The 22,306-nt window shown below is 68.5% G+C and carries 25 protein-coding genes; 12 read left to right on the plus strand and 13 right to left on the minus strand.

The window, feature by feature from the left end; genetic code table 11:
• Positions 1-174: 174 nt before the first annotated feature.
• Entirely contained in the window at positions 175-996 is an 822-nt protein-coding gene (locus HD841_RS05005) for a ferredoxin--NADP reductase (protein WP_179507733.1), read from the plus strand.
• A 144-nt stretch (positions 997-1,140) separates the two neighbouring features.
• On the opposite strand, the gene HD841_RS05010 is transcribed toward HD841_RS05005, so the two are convergent.
• Positions 1,141-2,367 (minus strand): MBL fold metallo-hydrolase, encoded by a 1,227-nt coding sequence (locus tag HD841_RS05010; protein WP_373562955.1) that lies wholly within the window; start codon positions 2,365-2,367, stop codon positions 1,141-1,143.
• A gap of 152 nt (positions 2,368-2,519) precedes the next feature.
• Between HD841_RS05010 and HD841_RS05015 the strand changes: the two genes are divergently transcribed.
• Together HD841_RS05015 and argB are read left to right on the plus strand one after the other, a co-directional pair.
• Complete coding sequence (locus HD841_RS05015; protein ID WP_218845428.1) at positions 2,520-4,082, plus strand: amidase; 1,563 nt, start codon at positions 2,520-2,522, stop codon at positions 4,080-4,082.
• A 285-nt stretch (positions 4,083-4,367) separates the two neighbouring features.
• A complete protein-coding gene (gene argB, locus HD841_RS05020; RefSeq protein ID WP_179507736.1) occupies positions 4,368-5,267 on the plus strand; it encodes an acetylglutamate kinase in 900 nt (299 codons plus the stop codon).
• Between the two features lie 14 nt (positions 5,268-5,281).
• Here argB and HD841_RS05025 read toward each other — a convergent pair whose 3' ends face one another.
• Both HD841_RS05025 and HD841_RS05030 read right to left on the minus strand, forming a co-directional pair.
• Entirely contained in the window at positions 5,282-5,707 is a 426-nt protein-coding gene (locus HD841_RS05025; RefSeq protein ID WP_179507737.1) for a DUF4345 domain-containing protein, read from the minus strand.
• Positions 5,704-6,156, minus strand: coding sequence for a DUF2721 domain-containing protein (locus HD841_RS05030; protein WP_179507738.1), 453 nt, complete (start codon positions 6,154-6,156; stop codon positions 5,704-5,706). Before HD841_RS05030 ends, HD841_RS05025 begins: the two co-directional genes overlap by 4 nt.
• 137 nt (positions 6,157-6,293) lie before the next feature.
• On the opposite strand from HD841_RS05030, the gene HD841_RS05035 reads away from it, so the two are divergent.
• On the plus strand, positions 6,294-6,839 hold the full coding sequence (locus tag HD841_RS05035; RefSeq protein ID WP_179507739.1) for a 3'-5' exonuclease: 546 nt from the start codon (positions 6,294-6,296) through the stop codon (positions 6,837-6,839).
• A 166-nt stretch (positions 6,840-7,005) separates the two neighbouring features.
• A complete protein-coding gene (locus HD841_RS05040) occupies positions 7,006-7,182 on the plus strand; it encodes a DUF4169 family protein (protein WP_179507740.1) in 177 nt (58 codons plus the stop codon).
• 6 nt (positions 7,183-7,188) lie between these two features.
• On the opposite strand, the gene HD841_RS05045 is transcribed toward HD841_RS05040, so the two are convergent.
• From HD841_RS05045 to cyoA, 5 genes are read right to left on the minus strand one after another with little or no spacing between them, the layout of a single operon-like run.
• Complete coding sequence (locus HD841_RS05045) at positions 7,189-7,833, minus strand: SURF1 family protein (RefSeq protein ID WP_179508114.1); 645 nt, start codon at positions 7,831-7,833, stop codon at positions 7,189-7,191.
• A 38-nt stretch (positions 7,834-7,871) separates the two neighbouring features.
• Entirely contained in the window at positions 7,872-8,282 is a 411-nt protein-coding gene (gene cyoD / locus HD841_RS05050; protein ID WP_179507741.1) for a cytochrome o ubiquinol oxidase subunit IV, read from the minus strand.
• A complete protein-coding gene (gene cyoC, locus HD841_RS05055) occupies positions 8,279-8,908 on the minus strand; it encodes a cytochrome o ubiquinol oxidase subunit III (RefSeq protein WP_179507742.1) in 630 nt (209 codons plus the stop codon). Before cyoC ends, cyoD begins: the two co-directional genes overlap by 4 nt.
• A gap of 5 nt (positions 8,909-8,913) precedes the next feature.
• On the minus strand, positions 8,914-10,926 hold the full coding sequence (gene cyoB, locus HD841_RS05060) for a cytochrome o ubiquinol oxidase subunit I (protein ID WP_179507743.1): 2,013 nt from the start codon (positions 10,924-10,926) through the stop codon (positions 8,914-8,916).
• 10 nt (positions 10,927-10,936) lie between these two features.
• Positions 10,937-12,103, minus strand: a complete 1,167-nt coding sequence (gene cyoA / locus HD841_RS05065) for a ubiquinol oxidase subunit II (protein WP_179508115.1) — start codon at positions 12,101-12,103, stop codon at positions 10,937-10,939.
• Positions 12,104-12,271: 168 nt separating this feature from the next.
• Here cyoA and HD841_RS05070 point away from each other — a divergent pair, with 168 nt between their 5' ends.
• Positions 12,272-13,600 carry an MFS transporter gene (locus HD841_RS05070; RefSeq protein ID WP_179507744.1) on the plus strand — a complete coding sequence of 443 codons (1,329 nt, stop codon included), beginning with the start codon at positions 12,272-12,274 and terminating at the stop codon, positions 13,598-13,600.
• A gap of 545 nt (positions 13,601-14,145) precedes the next feature.
• On the opposite strand, the gene HD841_RS20585 is transcribed toward HD841_RS05070, so the two are convergent.
• The gene (locus HD841_RS20585; protein ID WP_218845366.1) at positions 14,146-14,892 is read right to left on the minus strand and encodes a hypothetical protein; all 747 of its coding nucleotides are present in this window, start codon (positions 14,890-14,892) and stop codon (positions 14,146-14,148) included.
• A gap of 125 nt (positions 14,893-15,017) precedes the next feature.
• On the opposite strand from HD841_RS20585, the gene HD841_RS05080 reads away from it, so the two are divergent.
• Complete coding sequence (locus HD841_RS05080) at positions 15,018-15,749, plus strand: response regulator (RefSeq protein WP_373562929.1); 732 nt, start codon at positions 15,018-15,020, stop codon at positions 15,747-15,749.
• Positions 15,746-17,092 (plus strand): sensor histidine kinase, encoded by a 1,347-nt coding sequence (locus HD841_RS05085; protein WP_179507746.1) that lies wholly within the window; start codon positions 15,746-15,748, stop codon positions 17,090-17,092. Before HD841_RS05080 ends, HD841_RS05085 begins: the two co-directional genes overlap by 4 nt.
• Positions 17,093-17,123: 31 nt before the next feature.
• Here HD841_RS05085 and HD841_RS05090 read toward each other — a convergent pair whose 3' ends face one another.
• Both HD841_RS05090 and HD841_RS05095 read right to left on the minus strand, forming a co-directional pair.
• On the minus strand, positions 17,124-17,291 hold the full coding sequence (locus HD841_RS05090) for a hypothetical protein (protein WP_179507747.1): 168 nt from the start codon (positions 17,289-17,291) through the stop codon (positions 17,124-17,126).
• Between the two features lie 207 nt (positions 17,292-17,498).
• Positions 17,499-17,972, minus strand: a complete 474-nt coding sequence (locus tag HD841_RS05095; RefSeq protein ID WP_179507748.1) for a GreA/GreB family elongation factor — start codon at positions 17,970-17,972, stop codon at positions 17,499-17,501.
• Between the two features lie 100 nt (positions 17,973-18,072).
• Here HD841_RS05095 and HD841_RS05100 point away from each other — a divergent pair, with 100 nt between their 5' ends.
• Positions 18,073-18,240 (plus strand): hypothetical protein, encoded by a 168-nt coding sequence (locus HD841_RS05100; RefSeq protein ID WP_179507749.1) that lies wholly within the window; start codon positions 18,073-18,075, stop codon positions 18,238-18,240.
• A gap of 10 nt (positions 18,241-18,250) precedes the next feature.
• Here HD841_RS05100 and HD841_RS05105 read toward each other — a convergent pair whose 3' ends face one another.
• Positions 18,251-19,540 (minus strand): MFS transporter, encoded by a 1,290-nt coding sequence (locus HD841_RS05105; RefSeq protein WP_179507750.1) that lies wholly within the window; start codon positions 19,538-19,540, stop codon positions 18,251-18,253.
• Positions 19,541-19,926: 386 nt separating this feature from the next.
• Here HD841_RS05105 and pgsA point away from each other — a divergent pair, with 386 nt between their 5' ends.
• Genes pgsA through HD841_RS05120 form a run of 3 tightly spaced genes read left to right on the plus strand, consistent with a single transcriptional unit; the run spans position 19,927 to position 21,206 of the window.
• Positions 19,927-20,493 carry a CDP-diacylglycerol--glycerol-3-phosphate 3-phosphatidyltransferase gene (gene pgsA, locus HD841_RS05110; protein WP_179507751.1) on the plus strand — a complete coding sequence of 189 codons (567 nt, stop codon included), beginning with the start codon at positions 19,927-19,929 and terminating at the stop codon, positions 20,491-20,493.
• Between the two features lie 3 nt (positions 20,494-20,496).
• Positions 20,497-20,754, plus strand: coding sequence for a molybdopterin converting factor subunit 1 (gene moaD, locus HD841_RS05115; protein ID WP_179507752.1), 258 nt, complete (start codon positions 20,497-20,499; stop codon positions 20,752-20,754).
• Positions 20,751-21,206 carry a molybdenum cofactor biosynthesis protein MoaE gene (locus HD841_RS05120; RefSeq protein ID WP_179507753.1) on the plus strand — a complete coding sequence of 152 codons (456 nt, stop codon included), beginning with the start codon at positions 20,751-20,753 and terminating at the stop codon, positions 21,204-21,206. The genes moaD and HD841_RS05120 overlap by 4 nt, the downstream gene beginning before the upstream one ends.
• A gap of 475 nt (positions 21,207-21,681) precedes the next feature.
• Here HD841_RS05120 and HD841_RS05125 read toward each other — a convergent pair whose 3' ends face one another.
• A complete protein-coding gene (locus tag HD841_RS05125; RefSeq protein ID WP_179507754.1) occupies positions 21,682-22,296 on the minus strand; it encodes a fasciclin domain-containing protein in 615 nt (204 codons plus the stop codon).
• Positions 22,297-22,306 lie beyond the last annotated feature (10 nt).

The following is a 22,306-nucleotide window of genomic DNA, read 5'->3' on the forward strand; positions in this document are numbered from 1 at the left end:
ACCGGTGGACCCCGGAACACGTCCGGAGTGACGTAATGGGTGGGCGGGGCCGGCGATCGCGACCGTCCGTCCAGCGCAGGTGCAATGCGGGCGCGGACAAGCTTTGCTTTGGTTGACCCGGCGAGCGCGGGTTCATAATGCGATCCCTTCGCAAACAACCCGAAGCCCCATCGCATGACCGACGCGCGTTCCCCCAAGACCCTGCCCGAGACCAAGGCGTTCGCGAACGTCAAGGTGCTGTGGGTGCGCCATTGGAACGACCGGCTGTTCAGCTTCGCGGTCGAACGGCCGGCGAGCTTCCGCTTCCGCTCGGGCGAGTTCGTGATGATCGGCCTGCCCGGCGACGGCGAAGGGGCGAAGCCGATCATGCGCGCCTATTCGATCGCCAGCCCGCATTATGCCGAGGAACTCGAATTCCTGTCGATCAAGGTCGAGGACGGGCCGCTGACCTCGAAGCTCCAGCTCATCGAGCCCGGCGACGAGGTCTATATGGGCAAGAAGCCGACCGGTACTTTGGTCACCGATGCGCTGATCGGCGGCAAGCGGCTGTTCTTCTTCTCGACCGGCACCGGCCTTGCGCCGTTCCTCAGCCTCGCGCGCGATCCCGACGTCTACAGCATGTTCGATCAGGTGATCCTGGTCCATTCGGTGCGGCAGGTCAGCGACCTTGCCTATCACGACGAGTTGCAGGCGCGGCTGGCCGACGATCCCCTGGTGGCGGACGAGGCGGCGACGCAGTTCCACTATATCCCGACGGTGACGCGCGAGCCGTTCCGCACCACCGGGCGGATCGGTGACCTGATCGAGAGCGCCGCGCTGTTCGGCGATCCCGTGCAGGGCGCGAAACGCCTCGATCCGGAGACCGACCGGATCATGCTGTGCGGGTCGATGGCGATGATCCGCGAGACTGCGGCGATGCTCGACGGTCTGGGGTTCGAGGAAGGTTCGAACGCCAAGGCCGGGACCTATGTGATCGAACGCGCCTTCGTGGATTGAGTCAAAAATCCTCCCTCGCTTCAGCGGGGGGGGACCAGCGAAGCTGGTGGAGGGGGCGCTTCCGCAAACGGCGAGCTCCACCGTATCCTCCCCCCTCCGTCAGCGCTTCGCACTGCCACCTCCCCCTGGCGGGGGAGGAATGTTTTACGGCAGCGCTTTCACCGCGGGCGTGTCGAGACAGCGCATCATCTCGGGCGGGGTCATCGGTTTGCCCGTCGCCGGCTTCGCATAGGGCGCCACCTCGAACGGCACCCCCAGCCGCTGCGCGGTGAAGCCGCTGCCGCCGGTGCAGCGCATCGCCGCGGCGAGCATCTTCGGCGGCGTGTCATAGCCTTCGTACGATAGCCGGAACGTGCCCCAGTGGATCGGCAGCGACCGCGCCGCGCCGAGGCGCTGATGGATCAGCGCCGCCTCGGCGGGGCCGACATGGGCGTCCGAACGCATCTGCCCCGGCCGGAAGCGGAAGGCGCCGATCGGGATCATCGCGAAGCGGATCGGGCCATAGGCCGCCGCCTCGGCGGGCCACAGGCCGTCGCCGAAGCCGGTGTCGCCGGCGAAGAAGATGTTGCCGCCGCTCGGCAGGCGGATGACGAAGCTCGACCAGAGCGCGCGGTTGCGGTCGGTGAACCAGCGGCTGCCCCAATGATGGTTGCGCGTGACGAACACCTGCGCGCGGTCGCCGGGGCACCAGCTATCGGGATCGCAGCGGATGTCGCGGCTGGTGTCCTTGAGCCCCGCGGCGGTCAGCGTCGCGCTGCCGCCCCAGTCGAGCGCGAGCGCCTTCGCGCCGGTTTGGCCGATGACGCTGTCGTTGCCGAGGCTGGTGACGATCGCCGGCCGGTCGCGCTGCCATAAGCGGCGCAGCGCATCCTGGTCGAGATGATCGTAATGGTCGTGGCTGACGAGGACGAGGTCGATCCGGGGCAGATCCTCGAACCGCACGCCCGGCGCCGCCACGCGTTGCGGGCCGAAGCCGAGGGGCCCCGCGTGCGGCGCATAGATCGGGTCGGTGAGGATGTTGAGGCCGGCGGTCTGGATCAGCACGGTGGCATGGCCGATCCATGTCACCACCATCCGCTCGCCCGCGACCCGTGCGGCGGGGCGCGACGGCGTCACCGCGACCTGCGTCTGCCATGGCGGCCTACCGTCGCGTCCGGTGAGCTGGCGCCACAGGAAACCGGCGCGACCGCCGCCGCCGGGGGAGGCATCAGCGTCCTGCCTGCCGTCCGGGTTGAAGAAGCGGGCGCCGTCATAATGGGCGCTCGCGGGGCCCTCGTAATACAGGCGGTCGAGGAAGCGCGGCACGATCGTCACCGCGAGACCGGCGAGGACGATCAACAGCACCAGCAGGCCGGCGGAGATCCTTACGATGCGCGTCACGGAGCCTCTTTCATCGTCCTGATCTCGATCAACGCGGCGGAGTGCCGGGGAGGGAACCGGGGGTCAACGTGCGGTACGATGCTTGCGCGCCGGCGTCATGGCCCTAGCATCGCGCGAAAAGCACAGGGGGTTCCATGCGTCGGATGTTTCTCGCCGTTCTGCTCGCCGCGACGGCCTCGCCCGCCGTGGCGAAAACGCCGCGGGTCGAGGAGGTGTCGCTCGAACAGGTGCAGGCGCTGATGACCGCGGGCAAGGCGTCGAGCGTCGAAGTGACGCGCGCCTATCTCGACCGGATCGCGGCGATGGATCGCAAGGGGCCGACGCTGCGCAGCGTGATCGCGGTCAACCCCGACGCGCTGGCGCAAGCGAAGGCGCTCGACGCCGAACGCAGGGCAGGGCGCATCCGCGGCCCGCTGCACGGCGTGCCGGTGCTGATCAAGGACAATATCGAGACCGCTGATCCGATGGCGACCACCGCGGGCAGCCTCGCGCTCAGGGACAATGTCACGCGGCGTGACGCGCCGGTGGTGGCGGCGTTGCGCGCGGCGGGTGCGGTGATCCTCGGCAAGACCAACCTCAGCGAATGGGCCAATATCCGCTCCAGCCATGCGATGAGCGGGTGGAGCGCGATCGGCGGGCTGGTGCGCAACCCCTATGCGCTCGACCGGACCGCGTGCGGATCGTCGTCGGGATCGGGCGCCGCGGTGGCGGCGAGCTTCGCGGCGGCGGCGGTGGGGACCGAGACCGACGGGTCGGTGGTCTGTCCCTCGTCGATCAACGGGCTGGTCGGGCTGAAGCCGTCGATCGGGCTGGTCAGCCGCACGCATGTCGTGCCGATCAGCCATTCGCAGGATACGCCGGGGCCGATGGCGCGCAGCGTGCGCGACGCGGCGATCCTGTTCTCGGCGATGGTCGCGGCCGATCCCGCCGATCCGGCGACGGCCGGTGCGGTGACGCGCGACTATGCCGCCGGCCTGACGGTGAGCGCGCTGTCGGGGGTGCGCGTCGGCGTGGTGCGGCCCGAGGGGCTGTCGGTCGAGGTCGCCGCGCGGTTCGACGCGGCGCTGGCGGTGCTCAAGGCGGCGGGCGCGGTGCTGGTGCCGGTCGAGCCGCCCAAGCTCGACGGGGTCGGCGAGGCGGAATTCACCGTGCTCAAGACCGAGTTGAAGGCCGATCTCGACGCCTATCTAGCGACCACGCCGCCGGCGGTCACCGCGCGGACGCTCGACCAGCTCATCGCCTTCAACCGCGCGCATGCCGCGGAGGAGATGCCGTTCTTCCAGCAGGAGACGTTCGAGGCGGCGGCGCAGACCAAGGGGCTCGGCGATCCGGCGTACAAGGTGGCGCGGGCGACCTCGCTCAAGCTGGCGAGCGAGGCGATCGACGGCATGCTGCGCCGCGCCGGCGCGCGGCTGCTGGTCGAGCCGACCTATGCCGAGGCATGGCTGAGCGATCCGGTGCATGGCGACCAATATGGCGGGCCGTCGTCCTCGGAGCTGCCGGCGATCGCGGGCTATCCCAACCTCACCGTGCCGATGGGGCTGGCCAAGGGGCTGCCGGTCGGCCTGTCGTTCATCGCCACCAAGGGCGGCGAGGCGACGGTGCTGGGCGCCGGCTATGCCTATGAGCAGCGGGCCAAGGCGCGGGTGGCGCCGCGCTATCTGCCGCAGGCGGACGTCGGCGAGGGGCTGGACGGGCGGCGGTAGCGGCGCGGCGACGGTTCATGGGGTTCGGGCGGCGGTTTCCATCCACCCTTCGGTCCACCCGTCACCCCGGACTTGTTCCGGGGTCCACTCCGCGGCGAGGAGGCGGGCTTGAGCCGCGAGCGCGCGCTTTTGGCCCGGTGGACCCCGGAACACGTCCGGGGTGACGGAGTGCGTGGGGAGAGGGGGGACTCACGATCTGTCGTTTACCCGCCCCAAGATCGCCCACTTCGAAGGACTTGGCGCGAAGGCTTTGAACCCGCGCGATCCGCGGTTAAAGGCGCGCGCATGACCGACTCCATCGCCACTGCCGCGCTGCTCGCCAAGGCCGAAACGCTGACCGAGGCGCTGCCCTATCTGCAGCGCTATGCCGGCAAGACCTTCGTGGTCAAATATGGCGGCCATGCGATGGGCGATCCCGAACTCGCGCGCGACTTCGCCGAGGATGTCGTGCTGCTCAAGGCGGTCGGCATCAACCCGGTCGTCGTCCATGGCGGCGGGCCGCAGATCGGTGCGATGCTCAAGCGGCTCGGCGTCGAATCGCGCTTCATCGACGGGCTGCGCGTCACCGATGCGGAGACCGCGCGGATCGCCGAGATGGTGTTGGCCGGATCGATCAACAAGGAAATCGTCGCCTGGATCGGCCAGGCCGGCGGTCGCGCCGTCGGCATCTCGGGCAAGGACGCCAATCTGGTCACCGCGCGCAAGGTCGGGCGCGACACGCCCGATACGCTGCAGGGGATCGAGCGGCACGTCGACCTCGGCTTCGTCGGTGAGCCGGTGGCGATCGACCGTACGATCATCGACACGCTGTCGGCGAGCGGCATCATCCCGGTGATCGCGCCGATCGCGATGGGCGCCGACGGGCAGACCTACAATATCAACGCCGATACGATGGCCGGCGCCATCGCCGGGGCGCTGGGGGCGTCGCGCTTCTTCCTGCTGACCGACGTGGCGGGCGTGCTCGACAAGGAGAAGCGCCTGCTCACCGACCTCGATCCGGCGCGGATCGCGGCATTGCAGGCGGACGGCACGATCTCCGGCGGGATGATCCCCAAGGTCGAGACCTGCGTCGCCGCGGTCGAGGCCGGCGTGGATGCCGCGGTGATCCTCGACGGCCGCGTGCCGCATGCAATGCTGCTCGAAATCTTCACGCCGGAGGGGGCGGGCACGCTGGTGCACGCCTGAGCCGCAGCGCGCGCTCAGGCCGAACGGGGTGGGTGGCCTGCCGCCTGCCAGCGCCGCGCGAACGCCGCCTGCCAGAGCATCAGGAGCGGCACCGCGCCGAGTTCCATCGCGAAGCCGAACAGATGGCCGGGCGACGGCGCGCCGACCTGGGCCAGCGAGACGAGCCGCGCAAACCCGCCGGCGACGACCAGCGCGCCGAGCAGGCGGAAGCGCGGGCCGGTCGCGTCGATCCGTGGCACGCAGCTCGCGAAGGCGATGCCGACGGCGAAGAAAATGCCCGAGATATAACGGAAATGGCTGTCGAGATCGGTCGGGATCACCGGCGGATGGCCGAGGAAGCCGGGGCCGTGCAGCACGCTCTGCCCGCCGACCGACAGCGGCACCAGACAGGCGAGTGCGACCACCGCCTGTAACGCGCGCCGTTCGACGGCGGGTGTCACGACAGGATTTCCTTGCGGACGTGGATCGCGCGCAGCGACACGCGCACCTCCCACATGAAGGCGGTGAGGCAGCAGATCAGCAACGCCACCGCGACGATGAAGACGAGCGCGATCCACGTGCCGATGTGGAATTTCGCGATATTGGCGATGAACAGCAGGGCGATGACGACGCAGGCCATCACCGCGCTCGACACCGCGAGGAACAGCGCCGCGTTGATGATCGACATGCGCTCGTCGAGCAGCTTGAGTTCCCAGATGTTGCGAGTCCGGTCGGCGCCCTCGGTGGCCGTCAGCACGCGCTCCTCGAGGATGCGGGCGCGGTCGATGACGCGGGCGAGCCGCCCGGCGAGGACGTTGAGGATCTGGCCGATCGCGGCAAGCATGAACACCGGCGCCAGCGACAGCTGGATCGTCTGGGCGATCGTCGAGACCTGGAAGAACACGGGCATAGCCCTATCATAGGGAGCGTCGCGCGGCGGGGAAGGGTGTACGGCGGCTCGCCGCATGTCTGCCGGGCGGCGGGCGCTATGGCGCGCGGGCGGGCGACTGGACGCAGCCCTTCGGCCTGCTTAGGCGTTGGCCGATCATGCTCGTATTCCTCGATTTCGAAGCCTCGTCGCTCGCCAAGCTCAGCTATCCCATCGAGGTCGCCTGGGTGTTCGAGGATGGGCGCGAGGAAAGCCATCTGATCCGCCCGGCGGCGCAATGGACCGACTGGGACGCCGCCGCCGAGGCGATCCACCATATCCCGCGCGCGCAGCTGGAGGCGGAGGGCACCGCCCATGACGTCGTCGCGCAGCGGATGGTCGCGGCGCTGACCGGGCACGACCTGTTCGCGAGCGCGCCGTCGTGGGACGGCAAGTGGCTGAGTGCGCTGTTGCGCGCGGCGAAGCTGCCGCGGCATGCGCTGCGGCTGCGCGATACGGAAGAGGCGCAGCGCGCGACCGCGACCGCGATCCTGCGCGATGTCGTGCCGGCGGCGCTGCTCGGCCGCGCGGTGGCGGAGGTGGTGACGCTCGCCGAGGTGCGCGACCGCGAGGTGCCGGCGCATCGCGCGCTGGCGGATGCACGCGACGAATGGGAGCGATGGTGCGTGGTCAAGCGCGCAGCCGAGGCGCGCGCGGCGGCCTAAATCCTCCCCCGCAAGGGGGAGGGGGACCGTTCGGCGCCAGCCGAATGGTGGAGGGGGAGGTGGGGGTGGGAGCTTCGTAACTCGGCTCCCGCCCTTACCTCCCCCTCCGTCACGGCTTCGCCGTGCCACCTCCCCCTGGCGGGAGAGGAATGATATCAGGGGCCCCATGGCCGAGATCATCAACCTGCGTCTGGCGCGCAAGGCGCGCGATCGTGCCGCCGCGGCGCGCACTGCCGAAGCCAATCGCGCCAAGTTCGGGCGGACCAAGGCCGAGCGGGCCGCCGATGCCGCCGAGCGCGCGCGGGCGGAGCGGATCGTCGACGGCGCGAAGCTGGACGACTGACGCCGGTCAGCGCTGGCGGCGCACCCGCCACGCCATGATCGCAACGAGCAGCGCGAGCCCGAACCAGGTCAGCGCATAGACCAGATGGCTGTTGTGGAAGCGCACGACGGTGAGGCCGCCGCGCGGCCAGCCGGACGTCGGCGCGCTGGCATCGACGAAATAGGGCGCGACCGGGCCGAGGTGCCTCGCCGCGGCGATCGCGGCGACATCGCGCGAATACCAGCGGTCGCCGGCGGGATCGTTGCTGCGCAGGAAGGCGCCGCCGGGCTCGCTGAGGCGGAGCAGGCCGCGCACCGTCTGCGGGGCGGGCGAGGGGGCGACGCGACCGCGTTGCTCCGCGGGCACGAAGCCGCGGTTGATCAGCAGCGTGAACCCGCGGTCGGTGTCGAAGGGGGTGAGCACCCAGAAGCCGCCGCCCAGTTCGGTCACCGCCTGGACATAGGTGTCGGCATCGCGGCGATAGCGGCCCGTGGCGAGGACTGGCCGGTAGGCATCGGCACTGCCGATATGCGACCAGCCCGCCGGTCCCGGAGCGGAGACGGGCGGGCTGGCGAGTTGGCGTTCGGTATGCGCGATCAGCGCCAGCTTCCACGTCCGCCGTTCGAGCTGCCAGATGCCGAGGCCGATCAGCAGCGCGATGACGACCAGCATGACGCCGGTCGCCCATCCACGGCGGGACGCGGCGCTGCTCACATCGCGCTCGCGTCCATGCTCGGCATCATGTTGAGGTTCATATGGTACATGACCCACAGCGAACCGGCGAGACAGATGGTCAGCACGATGATCGTGAAGATCAGCGCCATCAGCGTCCAGCCATTCTCCGACTTGGAGTTCATGTGCAGGAAGTAGATCATGTGGACGACGATCTGCACCAGCGCGAACACCATGACGATGCCCGCGGTGATCCGCGCGTCGGCGATGACGCCGCTCATCACCAGCCCGAACGGGATCGCGGTGAGGATGACCGACAGGATGAAGCCGATCAGATAGTCCTTGCGGCTGCCATGCGCCCCTTCCGAGGAATGGCCATGGCCATGGCCGTGCGCGTTATCGTGCGCGTCGTGTGCGCCATGCGCATCGTGATGCGTGTCCGCGCTCATCGCAGCACTCCCAGCAGGTAGACGAAGGTGAAGACGCCGATCCAGATCACGTCGAGGAAGTGCCAGAACAGCGACAGGCATTGCAGGCGACGCTGGTTGGCGGCGATCAGGCCCTTGCGGCCGACCTGGACCATCAGCGTCACCAGCCAGATGATGCCGAAGGTGACGTGCAGACCGTGCGTGCCGACGAGCGTGAAGAAGGACGACAGGAAGGCGCTGCGCTGCGGCCCGGCGCCCTCGTGGATCAGCTCCGAAAATTCGTACAGCTCGATGCAGAGGAAGGCGAGGCCGAACAGGCCGGTGATCGCCAGCCAGCCCTGCACGGCGCGCACCTTGCCGTCGTTCATCGCCAGCATGGCGAAGCCGTAGGTGATCGACGACAGCAGCAGCATCGAGGTGTTCAGCGCCACCAGCGGCAGCTTGAAGATCTCGTGCGGCTGCGGCCCGCCGGCATAGCTGCCGCCATAGACGCCATAGGCCGCGAACAGCATGGCGAAGATCAGGCAATCGCTCATCAGGTACAGCCAGAAGCCCAGCATGGTGCTGCCGCCGGCGTCGTGATGATGTTCGTCGGTCTCGTAGAAGACCGGGGCCTGTGTGCCCGGGGGAATGGTTGCTTCGCTCATGGTCCTCAGGCCCCCGCGACCGCTGCGTGCGTGGTCAGCTGCCGGGTACGTTCGTCCTCGGCGGCCGTCACTTCGTCGGCGCGGATGTAGAAATCGCGGTCATAGTTGAAGGAATGGCCGATCGCGACCGCCAGCAATCCGACGAACGCCAGCGCGGCGAGCCACCAGATGTACCAGATCATCGCCAGACCGATCACCGTCGACAGGCCGGCCAGGATGATCCCGGCGCCGGTGTTGCGCGGCATGTGGATGTCGCGGAAGCCGGTGGTCGGCCGGTCGGCATTGTTTGCCTTCATGTCGTACCAGGCGTCCAGATCGCGGACGACCGGGGTGAAGGCGAAATTGTACGCCGGCGGCGGCGACGAGGTCGCCCACTCCAGGCTGCGGCCGTTCCAGGGATCGCCGGTCAGGTCGCGCAGCGCCTCGCGGTTGCGGAAGCTGACGTAGAACTGGATCAGGAAGGCGGCGATGCCGACCGCGATCATCGCGGCGCCGATCGCGGCGATGATGAACCAGATCTGCAGCGACGGGTCCTCGAAGTGGCGCAGGCGACGCGTCACGCCCATCAGGCCGAGCACGTAGAGCGGCATGAAGGCGACGTAGAAGCCGATCACCCAGAACCAGAAGCTGATCGTGCCCCACGTCTTGTCGAGCTTGAAGCCGAACGCCTTGGGGAACCAGTAGTTGATCGCGGCGAACGACCCGAACAGCACGCCGCCGATAATCACGTTGTGGAAGTGCGCGATGAGGAACAGCGAGTTGTGCAGCACGAAGTCGGCAGGCGGCACGGCGAGGAGGACGCCGGTCATGCCACCGATGACGAAGGTGATCATGAACGCGATCGTCCACATCATCGGCAGTTCGAAGCGGATCCGCCCCTTGTACATGGTGAACAGCCAGTTGAAGATCTTCGCGCCCGTCGGGATCGAGATGATCATCGTGGTGATGCCGAAGAACGAGTTGACGCTCGCGCCCGACCCCATGGTGAAGAAGTGGTGCAGCCAGACGAGGTACGCCAGGATGGTGATCACCAGGATCGCGTAGACCATCGACGTATAGCCGAAGATCCGCTTGCTGCAGAAGGTCGAGGTGACCTCGCTGAACACGCCGAACACGGGCAGGATCAGGATGTAGACCTCGGGATGGCCCCAGATCCAGATCATGTTGACGTACATCATGGGGTTGCCGCCCATGGTGTTGGTGAAGAAGTGGGTGCCGACGTAGCGGTCGAGGCTGAGCATCGCGAGCACGGCGGTGAGCACCGGGAAGGCGGCGACGATCAGCACGTTGGTGGCGAGCGCGGTCCAGGTGAAGACCGGCATCTTCATCAGCGTCATGCCCGGCGCGCGCATCTTGATGATCGTCGCGAGCAGGTTGACGCCCGACAGCAAGGTGCCGACGCCGGCGATCTGCAGCGACCATATGTAATAGTCGACGCCGACGTCCGGCGAATAGTCGAGCCCCGACAGCGGCGCCATCGCCAGCCAGCCTGTGCGGGCGAATTCGCCGACGAACAGGCTGGCCATGACGATCACGGCGCCCGCCGCGGTCATCCAGAAGCTGAAATTGTTGAGGAACGGGAAGGACACGTCGCGCGCGCCGATCTGCAACGGCACGATGAAGTTCATCAGGCCGGTGACGAACGGCATCGCCACGAAGAAGATCATGATCACGCCATGGGCGGTGAACACCTGGTCGTAATGGTGCGCGGGCAGGAAGCCCTCGTTCGGGCCGAACGCCATCGCCTGCTGCGCGCGCATCATGATCGCGTCGGAAAAGCCACGCAGCAGCATGACGATGCCGAGGATCATGTACATGATCCCGATCTTCTTATGGTCCACCGAGGTGAACCATTCCTTCCAGAGATAGCCCCATACCTTGAAATAGGTCAGCGCGGCGAGCAGCGCGGCGCCGCCCATCGCGACGACCGCGAAGGTGCCGATCAGGATCGGCTCGTGGATGGGGAAGCTTTCGAGCGTCAGGCGCCCGAAAATCGTCTTGAGCAATGCATCGGACATCAGGTCGGTCCTACGAACGGGCGGCGGCGGTGAGGCCGGTGATACGGGCGGGCAGCGGGTCGATGGCGGTCATCGAGCGATTGTCCTCATTGCCCGGCTTGTTGCTGCCGGGAGCGGCGGGGCGCGGGGCGTTGCGGTGCTTGCCGCTGCCTTTCTCCTCGGGGTCCTTCTGCAAGGCGCCCTCGGACTCGCTGCCGCGCATATGGCCGGTGTCGTTGACCGGGGCGGAGTGGCCGCTGTCGCGATGCGGGTCCTTGGCGCCGTCCTTCATCATCGTCGCCTGCATGCAGGTCTCGCCCGGCTTGGTGCACATGCCGACGATGCGGTCGAACAATTGCGGCTGGACCGCCGCGTAGCGGATCGCCGGCACCTTCTCGCTCGGCTTTTCGAGCTGGATATAGGTCGGCATGTCGAGCTTGGCCTGCGCGGAGCGTGCTTCCGACGCCCATTTGGCGAAGCCGGCGTCGTCCATGCTGTCGACGGTGAAGTGCATGTCGGAGAAGCCGGCGCCGCTATAGTTGGCGGACAGGCCCTCGAACCGGCCCGGCTTGTTGAGCACGGCGTGCAGCCGCGTCTCCATGCCCGGCATCGAATAGATCATGCCGGCCATCGCGGGGACGTAGAAGGTGTTCATCACCGACGACGAGGTGATCCGGAAGCGCACCTGGCGGTTCATCGGCAGGACCAGCTCGTTGACCGTCGCGACGCCCTGTTCGGGGTAGATGAACAGCCACTTCCAGTCGAGCGACACCACTTGGATCTCGAGCGGCTTGTCGTTCTTGGCGAGGCGCTTGCCCGCTTCCAGGCGCGCCAGCGGCCGGTAGGGATCGAGCGCGTGGGTGCTGATCCAGGTCATCGCGCCGAGCGCGATCACGATCATCAGCGGCGCCGACCAGATGATCAGCTCCAGCCCGGTCGAATGGTCCCAATGCGGCTCGTACTCCGCCTCCTCGTTGGTGTGGCGGTACTTCCACGCGAACAGCAGGGTGAGCACGATCACCGGCACGATGATCAGCAGCATCAGGCCGGTCGACCACAGGATCAGATTGGCCTGCTGCCGGGCGACGTCGCCGGAGGGGTTCATCACCACCCAATCGCACCCGCCCAGCAGGGCGGGCGCCAGGAGCGCGGCGGCAGTGCGTGTGGCACGCACGGGGGAGAACGGGAGGGTTCGCATCGTCAGGCCCGGTACGCCCGTGCGCTGCACTGCAAAATAGGACATTTTGTCCTATCCCCGGCCGCGATAGGCTGCGGTAAGGGGTCATGTTGGCGCTGCGTCCGAAACCGGGTGCGGCGCGTTGATGACTGACGGCCCTCGGGCTGCGAGACGACAGGACTGCGATACATGTCAGTGGCTTCCGCCCATTCCGGATCGCTCGAACGCGATGCACGTGCCGTCAACACGCGGGGCGACCATGAGGTCCGCCCCGGCGAGATCGCGATCGGCGTGATCATCGGGCGCACGTCCGAATTCTTCGACTTCTTCTGCTATGCGATCGCGTCGGTCATCGTCTTCCCGGCGCTGGTCTTCCCCTATGTCGACCGGCTGACGGGGACGCTCTATTCCTTCGCGCTGTTCCCGCTGGCGTTCATCGCCCGCCCGATCGGTACGCAGATCTTCATGTGGGTCGACCGCGAACATGGCCGCGGCACCAAGCTGACCATCGCGCTGTTCCTGCTCGGCACCTCGACCGTGTCGCTCGCCTTCCTGCCCGGCTATGCCGAAGTCGGCGTGTGGTCGGCGATCCTGCTCGCCGCCTTCCGCATCGGCCAGGGCCTCGCGCTCGGCGGCGCCTGGGACGGCCTCGCCTCGCTGCTCGCGCTCAACGCGCCGCCGGAAAAGCGCGGCTGGTATGCGATGGTGCCGCAGCTCGGCGCGCCGCTCGGCCTGATCGTGGCGAGCGCGCTGTTCGCCTTCCTGCTCGCCAACATGGAGGGCGTCGACTTCCTGTCGTGGGGCTGGCGCTATCCGTTCTTCGTCGCCTTCGCGCTCAACGTGGTGGCGCTGTTCGCGCGGCTGCGCATCGTCGTGACGCCGGAATACAGCCGCCTGTTCGAGACCCGCGAGCTGACCCCGTCGCGCGTCACCGCGACGGTGAAGGCGCAGTGGCGCAACATCGTCATCGGTGCGTTCGCGCCGCTCGCCAGCTTCGCGCTGTTCCACATGGTGACGGTGTTCCCGCTGTCGTGGATCGCGCTCTACACCAACGAGGATATCGCGCGCTTCCTGGGGATCGAGATCATCGGCGCCTTCTTCGGGCTCGGCTCGGTGGTGATCTCGGGCCTGCTCGCTGACCGCATCGGCCGGCGTTCGGTGCTCGGCTATACCGCAGCGGCGATCGCGGTGTTCAGCGGCTTCGCGCCGCAGCTGCTCGCCGGCGGCGATGCTGGCGAACTCGCCTTCATGATCGGCGGCTTCGTGCTGCTCGGCCTGTCGTTCGGCCAGTCGTCGGGCGCGGTGACCAACAATTTCCCCAAGCGTGCGCGCTACACCGGCGCGGCGTTGACCTCCGATCTGGCGTGGCTGTTCGGCGCCGGCTTCGCGCCGCTCGCCGCGCTGGTGCTGGCGAGCCAGTTCGGGCTGCTCGCGGCGGGTGGCTACCTGCTGTCGGGTGCCTTCGCCACGCTGGTCGCCCTGGGGCTCAACAAGGAACTGGCGCGCCGGCTGGACTAAGGCCGGACCGACACTCGAAGTTTAGGGAAGACTTCTTCCCGTTAGGGCGGGCCGGCTTGGATTGCCCCAGGCAATCCAAGCACCTGCCGAGGGCATGTGCGACTCCGCGCGCCTTGCCGGGACACCTCTATCGCCTATGGCTGCGGTGAGGTTCGATCGGCTTTCTCCTCTCATCCGTCACCCCGGACTTGTTCCGGGGTCCACCGGGCCGCGAGAGAACGGTGGCCAATCAAGCCTTTCTCCTCGCCGCAGAGTGGACCCCGGAACAAGTCCGGGGTGACGGGGTGGGATTGGAGGGCGGCGGGCTCAAACGAGCCTCCATATGCGGCAGACTTCTCTGGCGGGAGGCCCGACGCTGGAATGTCGAGCCGGCCTAGATCCTAGCAAAACAAAGCCTTACGGCGCTCGGGACTCCTGGGCTCCTGCTTTCGCAGGAGCACCGGGGTCGTCTGGCAGAGGTCTCGTGAACCCGGAACGGCCCGAGGGGAGCGATCCATCGAAGCGCCCCGGCGAGCCCCTCCCGCTCCTGCGGGAAAATCCGGCTCCTATTTCCGGCCGAGGCCGGTCATGTCGCCGCCGGGGCCCATGCCACCGGCGGCGCCGCCGAAGCCGCCGCTGCGGCCACCCCCACCGCCGCGATGTCCGCCGCCACCGCCGTGACCGCGGCCACCGCTGCCGCCGCGGCCCATGGTCGCCGCCCGGCCGCTGACGTGCGGCAGTTCGTCCCAGCCGAGCTTGCCGTCGTGGTTCGTGTCGAGCGAGGTGAAGCGCTTGTCGGCGGCTTCGGCGAATTCGCGCGCGTCGACGCCGCGGTTGAAGTTGCGGTCGGCGGCAGTGACCGGCTCGGGAAGCTGGAAATAGCTGAACCGTGCCGCGCCGAGCTTGCCCGCGTCATAGCTGGGCGCCTTGCCGCCGTCCGGATCGGAACTGCTCGCCACGATCCCCGGCCCGCCGCTGCCCGACCGCACCTCCGGCGCCACCGTGCTTTCGTAATAGTCGATGTCGTCGGGATCGATCTCGCCGTCGTGCTTGCGGTCGAGCGTCGTGAAGAAGCGGCTGGCGTCGGCCTGGAATTCGGCGCGTGTGACCGTGCCGTCGTGGTTGCCGTCCGCCGCGTCGAACCAGGCGCGCTCGGGATCGGGCGCGGCCTCGTCGCCATGGAAGGGCTGGCCCATCGGACTGATGAAGGTGCGGTGGTTGCCATGGGCGGGCGGCTGCTGCGCGACGGCCGGCAGCGCGACGGCCGGCAGCGCGGTGCAGGTGAGCAGGGCAGCGACGATGGTCCGATTCATACTGGTTCCCCGTGTGAAGCATCCAGTGAACCAGCCCAATGTTGCGGTTGGATGTCCGTCCGTCGCGCGAGCCGGTATGATGCGGTTATCCGGCAGAAACAATTCGGCGGCAAGGAAGGGCGATGATGAGCCAACAGCATAATGCGGGGGCACCGGGGGACGAGCCGGCCGCCATCCTGGTCGTCGACGACGATCGCGAGATCCGCACCCTGCTGACCGAGAGCCTCGGTGCGCGCGGCTATCGCGTGCAGGCCGCCGCCAACACCCGCGAGATGGACGCGGTGCTGGAGCGCGAGCGGATCGATGCGGTGCTGCTCGACGTGATGATGCCGGGCGAGGACGGCATCTCCGCCTGCCGCCGCATCAGCCGCGACGGCGGCCCCACGGTCATCATGCTGAGCGCGCTCGGCGAGGAGCGCGACCGGATCGTCGGGCTGGAGATCGGCGCGAGCCACTATCTGACCAAGCCGTGCAGCGCGCGCGAGGTGATCGCGACCGTCCGCGCCGCGCTGCGCAGCCGCCAGCAGGCGGAGCCGGCCGACCGGTCGCGGCTGATGTTCGACGGCTGGACGATGGACCTGATGGCGCATGAGTTGTTCGATACGCAGGGCGTGCTGGTCGGGCTGACCGATGGCGAGTTCGCGCTGCTGCGCGTCTTTGCCGAGCGGCCGCGGCGGGTGCTGTCGCGCGAACTGCTGCTCGAGGCGGCACGCGGCCCCAATTCGGATGCCTTCGACCGCGCGATCGACGTGCAGATCAGCCGGCTGCGGCGCAAGCTGCGCAGCGGCGGCGACGACATCATCCGCACCATCCGCAACGAAGGCTATCTGTTCGTGCCCGCGGTGGTGCGCGCATGACCTGGCGATGGCCGGCCCGGATCGGGATCGGTTGGGTCAGCCGCTCGCTGTTCTGGCGTGTGTTCCTGGTGATGCTGCTGAGCGTCGCGGCGGTGCAGGCGCTCAACGTGGCGCTCGTCGTGTTCATCACGCCGCCGACGCCACGCATCTTCTCAGTGCCGCAGGTCGCGACCGCGCTGCGCACCGGGCGCGACGCAAGCGGCGAGGTGCTGGTGACGCGCGAGGCGAGCAATCCCGCGCCGTTCGATGCGCGCAGCATCCGTATCCGGCGGCTGATGGCGACGCAGCTCGAACTGCCGATGGACCTGGTCCACGTCCATTTCGGCGGGCCGCCGCCGATCGTCTTCGGCCAGATGCCACGGCGTGAGGGCTATCCCGAGCGCGCGCGGTCGCCCGATGCGCGCAACCAGATCCTGTTCGGCCGCTTCACGGTCGCGGTACGCCAGCCCGACGGCAGCTGGCGGATCGCGCGGGCGGCGCGCACCGGCTTCGAGAGCTGGCGGTGGCGCGCCTTCCTGTGGCTGCTCGCCGCGCTGGTCGCGATCGCGCCGTTCGCCTGGCTGCTGGCGCGGCGGCTGACCAAGCCGATCGCCGCCTTCGGGGAAGCGGCGGAGCGGTTGGGGCGCGACCCGCGCGCGGCGCCGCTGCCGCTCGGCGGGCCGGCGGAGATCGCCGACGCGGCGGCGGCGTTCAACCGGATGCAGGCGCGGCTCAACCGCTATGTCGAGGATCGCACGATGATGATTGCGGCGATCGCGCACGACCTGCGGACGCCGCTGATGCGCCTCGGCCTGCGCCTCGAACGTGCGCCCGAGCCGCTGCGCAGCGCCAGCGAGGCGGACATCCGCGACATGCAGGCGATGATCCAGGCGGCGCTCGGCTTCTTCCGCGACGGCAACCAGATCGGTGAGCGCCGCCGGCTCGACCTGCGGTCGCTGATCGAGAGTGTCACCGACGAGCTGGAGGATCGCGGCGAGCCGGTGACGCTGCACGACGGCGAGCCGCTGGTCATCGAGGGCGATGCCGCGGGGCTGAAGTCGCTGATCGCCAATCTGGTCGGCAATGCGCTGAAATATGGTGGCGATGCCGAGGTGCGGCTGAGCCGGATCGACGGCCATGCGCTGATCGAGGTGCGCGATCACGGGCCCGGCATCGCGGACGAGGATCTGCACCGCCTGTTCGAGCCGTTCTTTCGTAGCGAGCGGTCGCGCAACCGCGATACCGGCGGGATCGGGCTGGGGCTGAGCAGCGTGCGCGGGGTTGCGCGCGCGCATGGCGGCGACGCGACGATCGCCAATCATCCCGGCGGCGGCGCGGTGGCGCGGGTGACGTTGCCGGTGTGACGCAGCGGCCGGGGCACGTCCCCGGCCCGCATCATCCCAGTTGGTCGGCGATGATCCAGCGGCGGCTGATCGCGGTGCGCATCAGCTGCATGCCGCAGCAGACGCAGCGGGCGCGGCGGACGCCGCCGACATCGCTCTGCTTGCGGCCGGGGCGGTGGCGGGTGGCCAGGCAGGTGGCGATCGACGGCGATGCCGGCATGGCGGAGGCTCCTTCGCCATCCGTCATCACGCCCCCATATTGCAGGCGAATGTCCGAAAGGGGCCGGAGCGGAAATATCGCGGCAATATGGCGACGGTATCGCGACGCCATCGGCGGTGTTCTCTCCCACTTTCGACCCGCCGATGCTAAGTGCTCCCCGGTGCCCGACGGTCGAGCTACGGGACCTCCCCCGGTCTCGTAGCTCGGCTATAGCGTGGGTGGATCGATCGGTTCGACCGCCAGCACCTCGATCGCGCCGTCGCGGCCGTTGAAGGCGAGCACGTCGTCCGGCTCGGCACCGAACAGCGCATGCGCCAGCGGCGCGCCATAAGCGAGGCGATCCGCATGCGGATCGGCCTCGTCGTCGCCGACGATCGCGATCGTCCGCGTCCGGCCCGCGAGGCGGATCGTCACCCGCGTGCCGAAGCCGGCGCTGCCGTCGGCCGGCGCGGCAGTGGGGATCGCGGTGGTGCGGCGCGTCTGCCAATAGCGCAGGTCACGGCGCAGCGCGTCGAGCGCCTCTGCATCGGCCGCGGCGATCGCCGTCTCCAATGCGGCGATCCGCTCCTCGATCAGCCGCTTGCCCGCCGCGGTGACGAGGTTGGGGGCGCTGGGAATGGGCAACTCGAACTTCGGCTCGAGATGCTCCTCGTCGCTCTCGCGGCGGAACGCGACACTCATCCTGTGATCCTTTTCGTTACCGTCCCATCCTCGGACAGGGCAGATCCAGTCGCCGTTTGGCCATGGCCGATATCGTAAACGAGGCGTTAACGTCCTCGCCATGACCAGACGACTCGTCCTCACCAATGAATCGGCCCGCCACCCGTTCCGGCGGTCGCTACCGCCGCCGGCGCCGGCCGTCGCGCGCAACCGCGACGATCACGACTGGAAGCTGTTCGTGCTCAGCTTCGGGGCCTTCTTCACCTGCTTCTATACGCTGCTGTTCTAGGCGCGCCGCCTCAGTCGCAGGCGAGATGCAGCCGCTGGGCGATCCAGGCGGAGATCAGGCACATGCCGGCGACGAGGAACAGCATGTCGACCGGCTGCACGCCCGCCATGTTGATGCCGATCGCCGCGATCGAGCCCAGCGTCATCGCCCCCGAATTGACGACGTTGTTCGCCGCGACGGTGCGGGCGGTCTGGTCCTTTTCCACCGTGGTGGTCAGGAAGGCGTAGAGCGGCACGACGAACATGCCGCCGGTGGTGGCGATCGCCAGCAGGCAGAGCATGATCGGGATGCTGCGCGGCTGCGCGACGAATTGCGTCCAGTCGTAATATTGACCCGCCGCCGCAGGGACCCAGTTGCGGCAGAGCAGCGAGAACACGACGACGAAGCCGCCCATCGCGATCACCGACAGCGGCGAATAGCGGGCGCTGATCCGCCCCTTCAGCATCGTGTTGATCACCACCGATCCGATCGCGACGCCGACCGAGAAGACCGCGATCGCGCCGCTCGCCACCATCTTGTCGGCGGTGAGCACGTTCTTCACCAGCGGCGGGAAGATGATGATCAGCACCGCGCCGATCGTCCAGAAGAAGCTGATCGCGCAGATCGCCAGGAACAGCCGCGGGATGTGCATCGTCGTGCGGATGAGCCGCCACGACGAGGTGAACGGATTGTAGTTGAGCTTGAGCCGCGGCCCCTCGCGCGGGGCGGGCGGAACCTGGCGCGCGGCGAACCAGCCGATCGCGGCCACCACCAGCACGAGGATCGCCGCGCCCTCGATCGGCACATAGCCGGCGACGATCGTGCCGAGCAGGATGGCGAGATAGGTGCCCGCCTCGACAAGCCCGGTGCCGCCGAGCACGTCCTGCGCCTTGAGATGCTGCGGCAGGATGGCGTATTTGATCGGCCCGAAGAAGGTCGAATGGACGCCGAGGAACAGCACCGCGCCGAGCATCAGCCCGACGCCGAGCGTCGGCAGGCCGGCACGCGCGACCATCAGGCCGGCCGCGCCGAGCAGCATGATGCCGATTTCCGCGGTCTTGACGATGCGGATGATCCGCGCCTTGTCGTGACTGTCCGCCAATTGCCCGGCAAGCGCCGAGAACAGGAAGAAGGGCAGGATCGCGATACCCGTCGCCAGCGCGTTGAAGTTCGTCTCCATGTGCGGATCGTTGAAGATCGCATAGGTCGCGAACAGCACCATCGACGTCTTGAACAGATTGTCGTTGAAGGCGCCGAGGAACTGGGTGGTGAAAAGGGGCAGGAAGCGGCGCTGCTTCAGCAACCCCAGGGCATTCAGCATGCGATTAACGGCCTTCGATCGTGGCGGTATTGTGACGGGCATAGCCGTTTGCGGGGGGCGCGCCAACGGGGAAGGTGGAGGGCACCTGCTCCCCCCCTGCAAGGGCGGGAAGCGCATGGGGGTGGTCATATTGGCCCCGAGGTCTCCAAGCTCGCTCTGTCACCCCGGACTTGTTCCGGGGGTCCACTCCGCGGCTGGGAGAGAGGCTCGAAGACGACGCAATTCTCTCGCGGCTAGGTGGACCCCGGAATGCGTCCGGGGTGACGGATCGTTCGGGGAGATCGATCAAGCCTCATCACCGCCGCCAGATTCGACGACCCTGCCCCTCCGAAACGGAGAGAAGCATGGGGTTCCGCCCGCTCCCCCGGCGGGGTAGGAGAGCGGTGATGCTGACCTTGCCCAACCTCCTGACGCTGTCGCGGATCGTCGCGGTGCCGCTGCTCGTCGCCTTCCTGTGGTGGCCGCGGTGGGAAGCGGGATTCGGGATCGCCTTCGCGCTCTACTGCCTGATGGGCATCACCGATTATTTCGACGGTTATCTCGCCCGCGCGCAGGGCGCGGTGTCGAAGCTCGGCATGTTCCTCGATCCGATTGCCGACAAGATCATGGTCGCCGCGGTGATCCTGATGCTGGTCGGTACACGGCACGACGACAGGGCGCTGATCACCGGCGTCCATCTGATCGCCGCGCTGATCATCCTGCTGCGCGAGATCGCGGTGTCGGGCCTGCGCGAATTCCTCGCCGGTCTGCAGGTGTCGCTGCCGGTGTCGAAGCTCGCCAAGTGGAAGACGACGCTGCAGCTCGTCGCGTTCGGCGCGCTGATCCTCGCCGGCGCGCTGCCGGCGCAGGTGTGGATCAAGGTGACCGGGCTCGGCTGCCTGTGGGCGGCGGCGGTGCTCACGCTGGTGACGGGCTGGGATTACCTGCGCGTCGGCCTGAAGCATATGGACTGAGCGATGCGACTCGAGATGCTGTATTTCGCCTGGGTGCGTGAGCGCATGGGCCGGTCGCAGGAGGTGGTCGAGGCGCCCGCGCGCGTGACGACGGTGGCGGCGCTGGTCGACTGGCTGGCGACGCGCGACGCGGTCAGCGCCGAGGCGCTCGCCGATCGCGAGCGGCTGCGCGCGGCGGTCGATCAGGCGTTCGTGACGATGGACGCGACGATCCTCGGCGCGCGCGAGGTGGCGCTGTTCCCGCCGGTGACCGGCGGATGATCCGCGTCGTCGTCACGCCCGAGGCGATCGACGTCGCCGCCGAAATGGCGCTTGCCGAGGCGGCGGCGGGCGCGGGCGCGGTGGCGACCTTCACCGGGCTGGTCCGCGCCGACGCGGACGAAGCGGGGGGCGTGGGAACGCTGGAGCTCGAACATTATCCCGGCGCCACCGAGGCGGCGCTGTTCCGCGTCGCCGCCGGGGCGGTGGAGCGCTGGTCGCTGGGCGGCGCGACGATCGTGCATCGCGTCGGGCCGATGACGCCGGGTACGCGGATCGTGTTCGTCGCGGCGTCATCGGCGCATCGCGCCGCGGCGCTGGAGGCGTGTGCCTATCTGATCGACCGGCTGAAGACCGATGCGCCCTTCTGGAAGCGCGAGACGCGCAATGGCGAGGCACGCTGGGTCGAGGCGCGCGAGACAGATGCGGATGCGGCCAAGCGCTGGGAAGGGTAACGTCCCGCCAAATCCCTCCCGTCATGCCGGACGTTTTCCGGCACCCACGGGTCCGCACGCGCAAAAGGCGTTGCTCTGCGGATCGGTGGCCGAGGAACACGTCGAGACCTCTGATAAGTCCCCGTTGGCGGCGAAGCAGCACAGCTCCTACGAAAGCAGGAGCCCAAGGTGGGATCGACATTCAAGCTGTGGAATTCCTCCCCCGCCAGGGGGAGGTGGCATGCGGAAGGCATGACGGAGGGGGCGGACACGCTACCTACGACGTCGCTTACCTCCCCCTCCGTCACGCCCTTCGGGCGCGCCACCTCCCCCTGGCGGGGGAGGAAGCTCTTCAAGGCTTGAATGTCGATCCGGCCTAGGCTCCTGCCTTCGCAGGAGCACTGAAGCAGTTTCGCAGACATCTCGAACACGCCCGGGCGACGGGTTTTGCAGGCATAGGTTCCGCGTCCCGCCGACCCGGTGATAACAGCGCGTCCTACTGCGGCAGATTCGGCACCAGCACGCCGTTCACCACATGGATCACGCCGTTCGCCTGCGCGACGTCCGCCGCTTCGACGTAGCTGCGGTTGCCCGTCACGCTGGTCAGCGTGATCACGTCGCCGGTCAGCGTCGCGGTGATCGGCTGGCCGCCGAGCGTGGTCAGCACCGCACGGCCGCCGCCGGCGCGGATGCGCTGGGTGAGCTGTTCGGTGCTCAGCACGCCCGGGACGATTTGGTAGCGCAGCAGCGTGACCAGCGCGGCGCGGTTCTCGGGCGCGAGCAGGTCGCCGGCGATGCCGGGGGCGAGCCGGGTGAACGCCGTGTCGGTGGGGGCGAACAGCGTGTAGGGGCCGTTGCCGGCGAGCAGCGAGTCGAGTTCGGCGGTGCGCAATTCCGACGCGAGCGTGGTCAGCCCCGGCGTCGCCGCGATCGAGGCGGCGATCGTCGCCTCCGATTCGATGCGCGAGGGGTCGACGGGCACCGGCGCGGCGCTGGGCGGTGGCGGCGGCGCACTGACCGGCGCTGTGGCCGGCGGGACGCAGGCGGCAAGTCCGGCGGCGAGCAGCAGGACGGCGGCATGCCGCGTGGCGGCAGGAAAGGATCGGATCACTTCGGCTCCT

Source organism: Sphingomonas melonis (assembly GCF_013409985.1).
Lineage (GTDB): Bacteria > Pseudomonadota > Alphaproteobacteria > Sphingomonadales > Sphingomonadaceae > Sphingomonas > Sphingomonas melonis_A.

Coding starts and splice junctions, on each gene's coding strand:
- HD841_RS20585 (WP_218845366.1), bottom strand. CDS start 14,892: ATGAATCGGACCATCGTCGCTGCCCTGCTCACCTGCACCGCGCTGCCG.
- pgsA (WP_179507751.1), top strand. CDS start 19,927: ATGCTGACCTTGCCCAACCTCCTGACGCTGTCGCGGATCGTCGCGGTG.
- cyoD (WP_179507741.1), bottom strand. CDS start 8,282: ATGAGCGCGGACACGCATCACGATGCGCATGGCGCACACGACGCGCAC.
- HD841_RS05120 (WP_179507753.1), top strand. CDS start 20,751: ATGATCCGCGTCGTCGTCACGCCCGAGGCGATCGACGTCGCCGCCGAA.
- HD841_RS05045 (WP_179508114.1), bottom strand. CDS start 7,833: ATGCTGGTCGTCATCGCGCTGCTGATCGGCCTCGGCATCTGGCAGCTC.
- HD841_RS05105 (WP_179507750.1), bottom strand. CDS start 19,540: ATGCTGAATGCCCTGGGGTTGCTGAAGCAGCGCCGCTTCCTGCCCCTT.
- HD841_RS05070 (WP_179507744.1), top strand. CDS start 12,272: ATGTCAGTGGCTTCCGCCCATTCCGGATCGCTCGAACGCGATGCACGT.
- HD841_RS05085 (WP_179507746.1), top strand. CDS start 15,746: ATGACCTGGCGATGGCCGGCCCGGATCGGGATCGGTTGGGTCAGCCGC.
- cyoA (WP_179508115.1), bottom strand. CDS start 12,103: ATGCGAACCCTCCCGTTCTCCCCCGTGCGTGCCACACGCACTGCCGCC.
- HD841_RS05005 (WP_179507733.1), top strand. CDS start 175: ATGACCGACGCGCGTTCCCCCAAGACCCTGCCCGAGACCAAGGCGTTC.
- HD841_RS05090 (WP_179507747.1), bottom strand. CDS start 17,291: ATGCCGGCATCGCCGTCGATCGCCACCTGCCTGGCCACCCGCCACCGC.
- HD841_RS05100 (WP_179507749.1), top strand. CDS start 18,073: ATGACCAGACGACTCGTCCTCACCAATGAATCGGCCCGCCACCCGTTC.
- moaD (WP_179507752.1), top strand. CDS start 20,497: ATGCGACTCGAGATGCTGTATTTCGCCTGGGTGCGTGAGCGCATGGGC.
- cyoB (WP_179507743.1), bottom strand. CDS start 10,926: ATGTCCGATGCATTGCTCAAGACGATTTTCGGGCGCCTGACGCTCGAA.
- argB (WP_179507736.1), top strand. CDS start 4,368: ATGACCGACTCCATCGCCACTGCCGCGCTGCTCGCCAAGGCCGAAACG.
- HD841_RS05015 (WP_218845428.1), top strand. CDS start 2,520: ATGTTTCTCGCCGTTCTGCTCGCCGCGACGGCCTCGCCCGCCGTGGCG.
- HD841_RS05035 (WP_179507739.1), top strand. CDS start 6,294: ATGCTCGTATTCCTCGATTTCGAAGCCTCGTCGCTCGCCAAGCTCAGC.
- HD841_RS05030 (WP_179507738.1), bottom strand. CDS start 6,156: ATGCCCGTGTTCTTCCAGGTCTCGACGATCGCCCAGACGATCCAGCTG.
- cyoC (WP_179507742.1), bottom strand. CDS start 8,908: ATGAGCGAAGCAACCATTCCCCCGGGCACACAGGCCCCGGTCTTCTAC.
- HD841_RS05095 (WP_179507748.1), bottom strand. CDS start 17,972: ATGAGTGTCGCGTTCCGCCGCGAGAGCGACGAGGAGCATCTCGAGCCG.
- HD841_RS05040 (WP_179507740.1), top strand. CDS start 7,006: ATGGCCGAGATCATCAACCTGCGTCTGGCGCGCAAGGCGCGCGATCGT.
- HD841_RS05080 (WP_373562929.1), top strand. CDS start 15,018: ATGAGCCAACAGCATAATGCGGGGGCACCGGGGGACGAGCCGGCCGCC.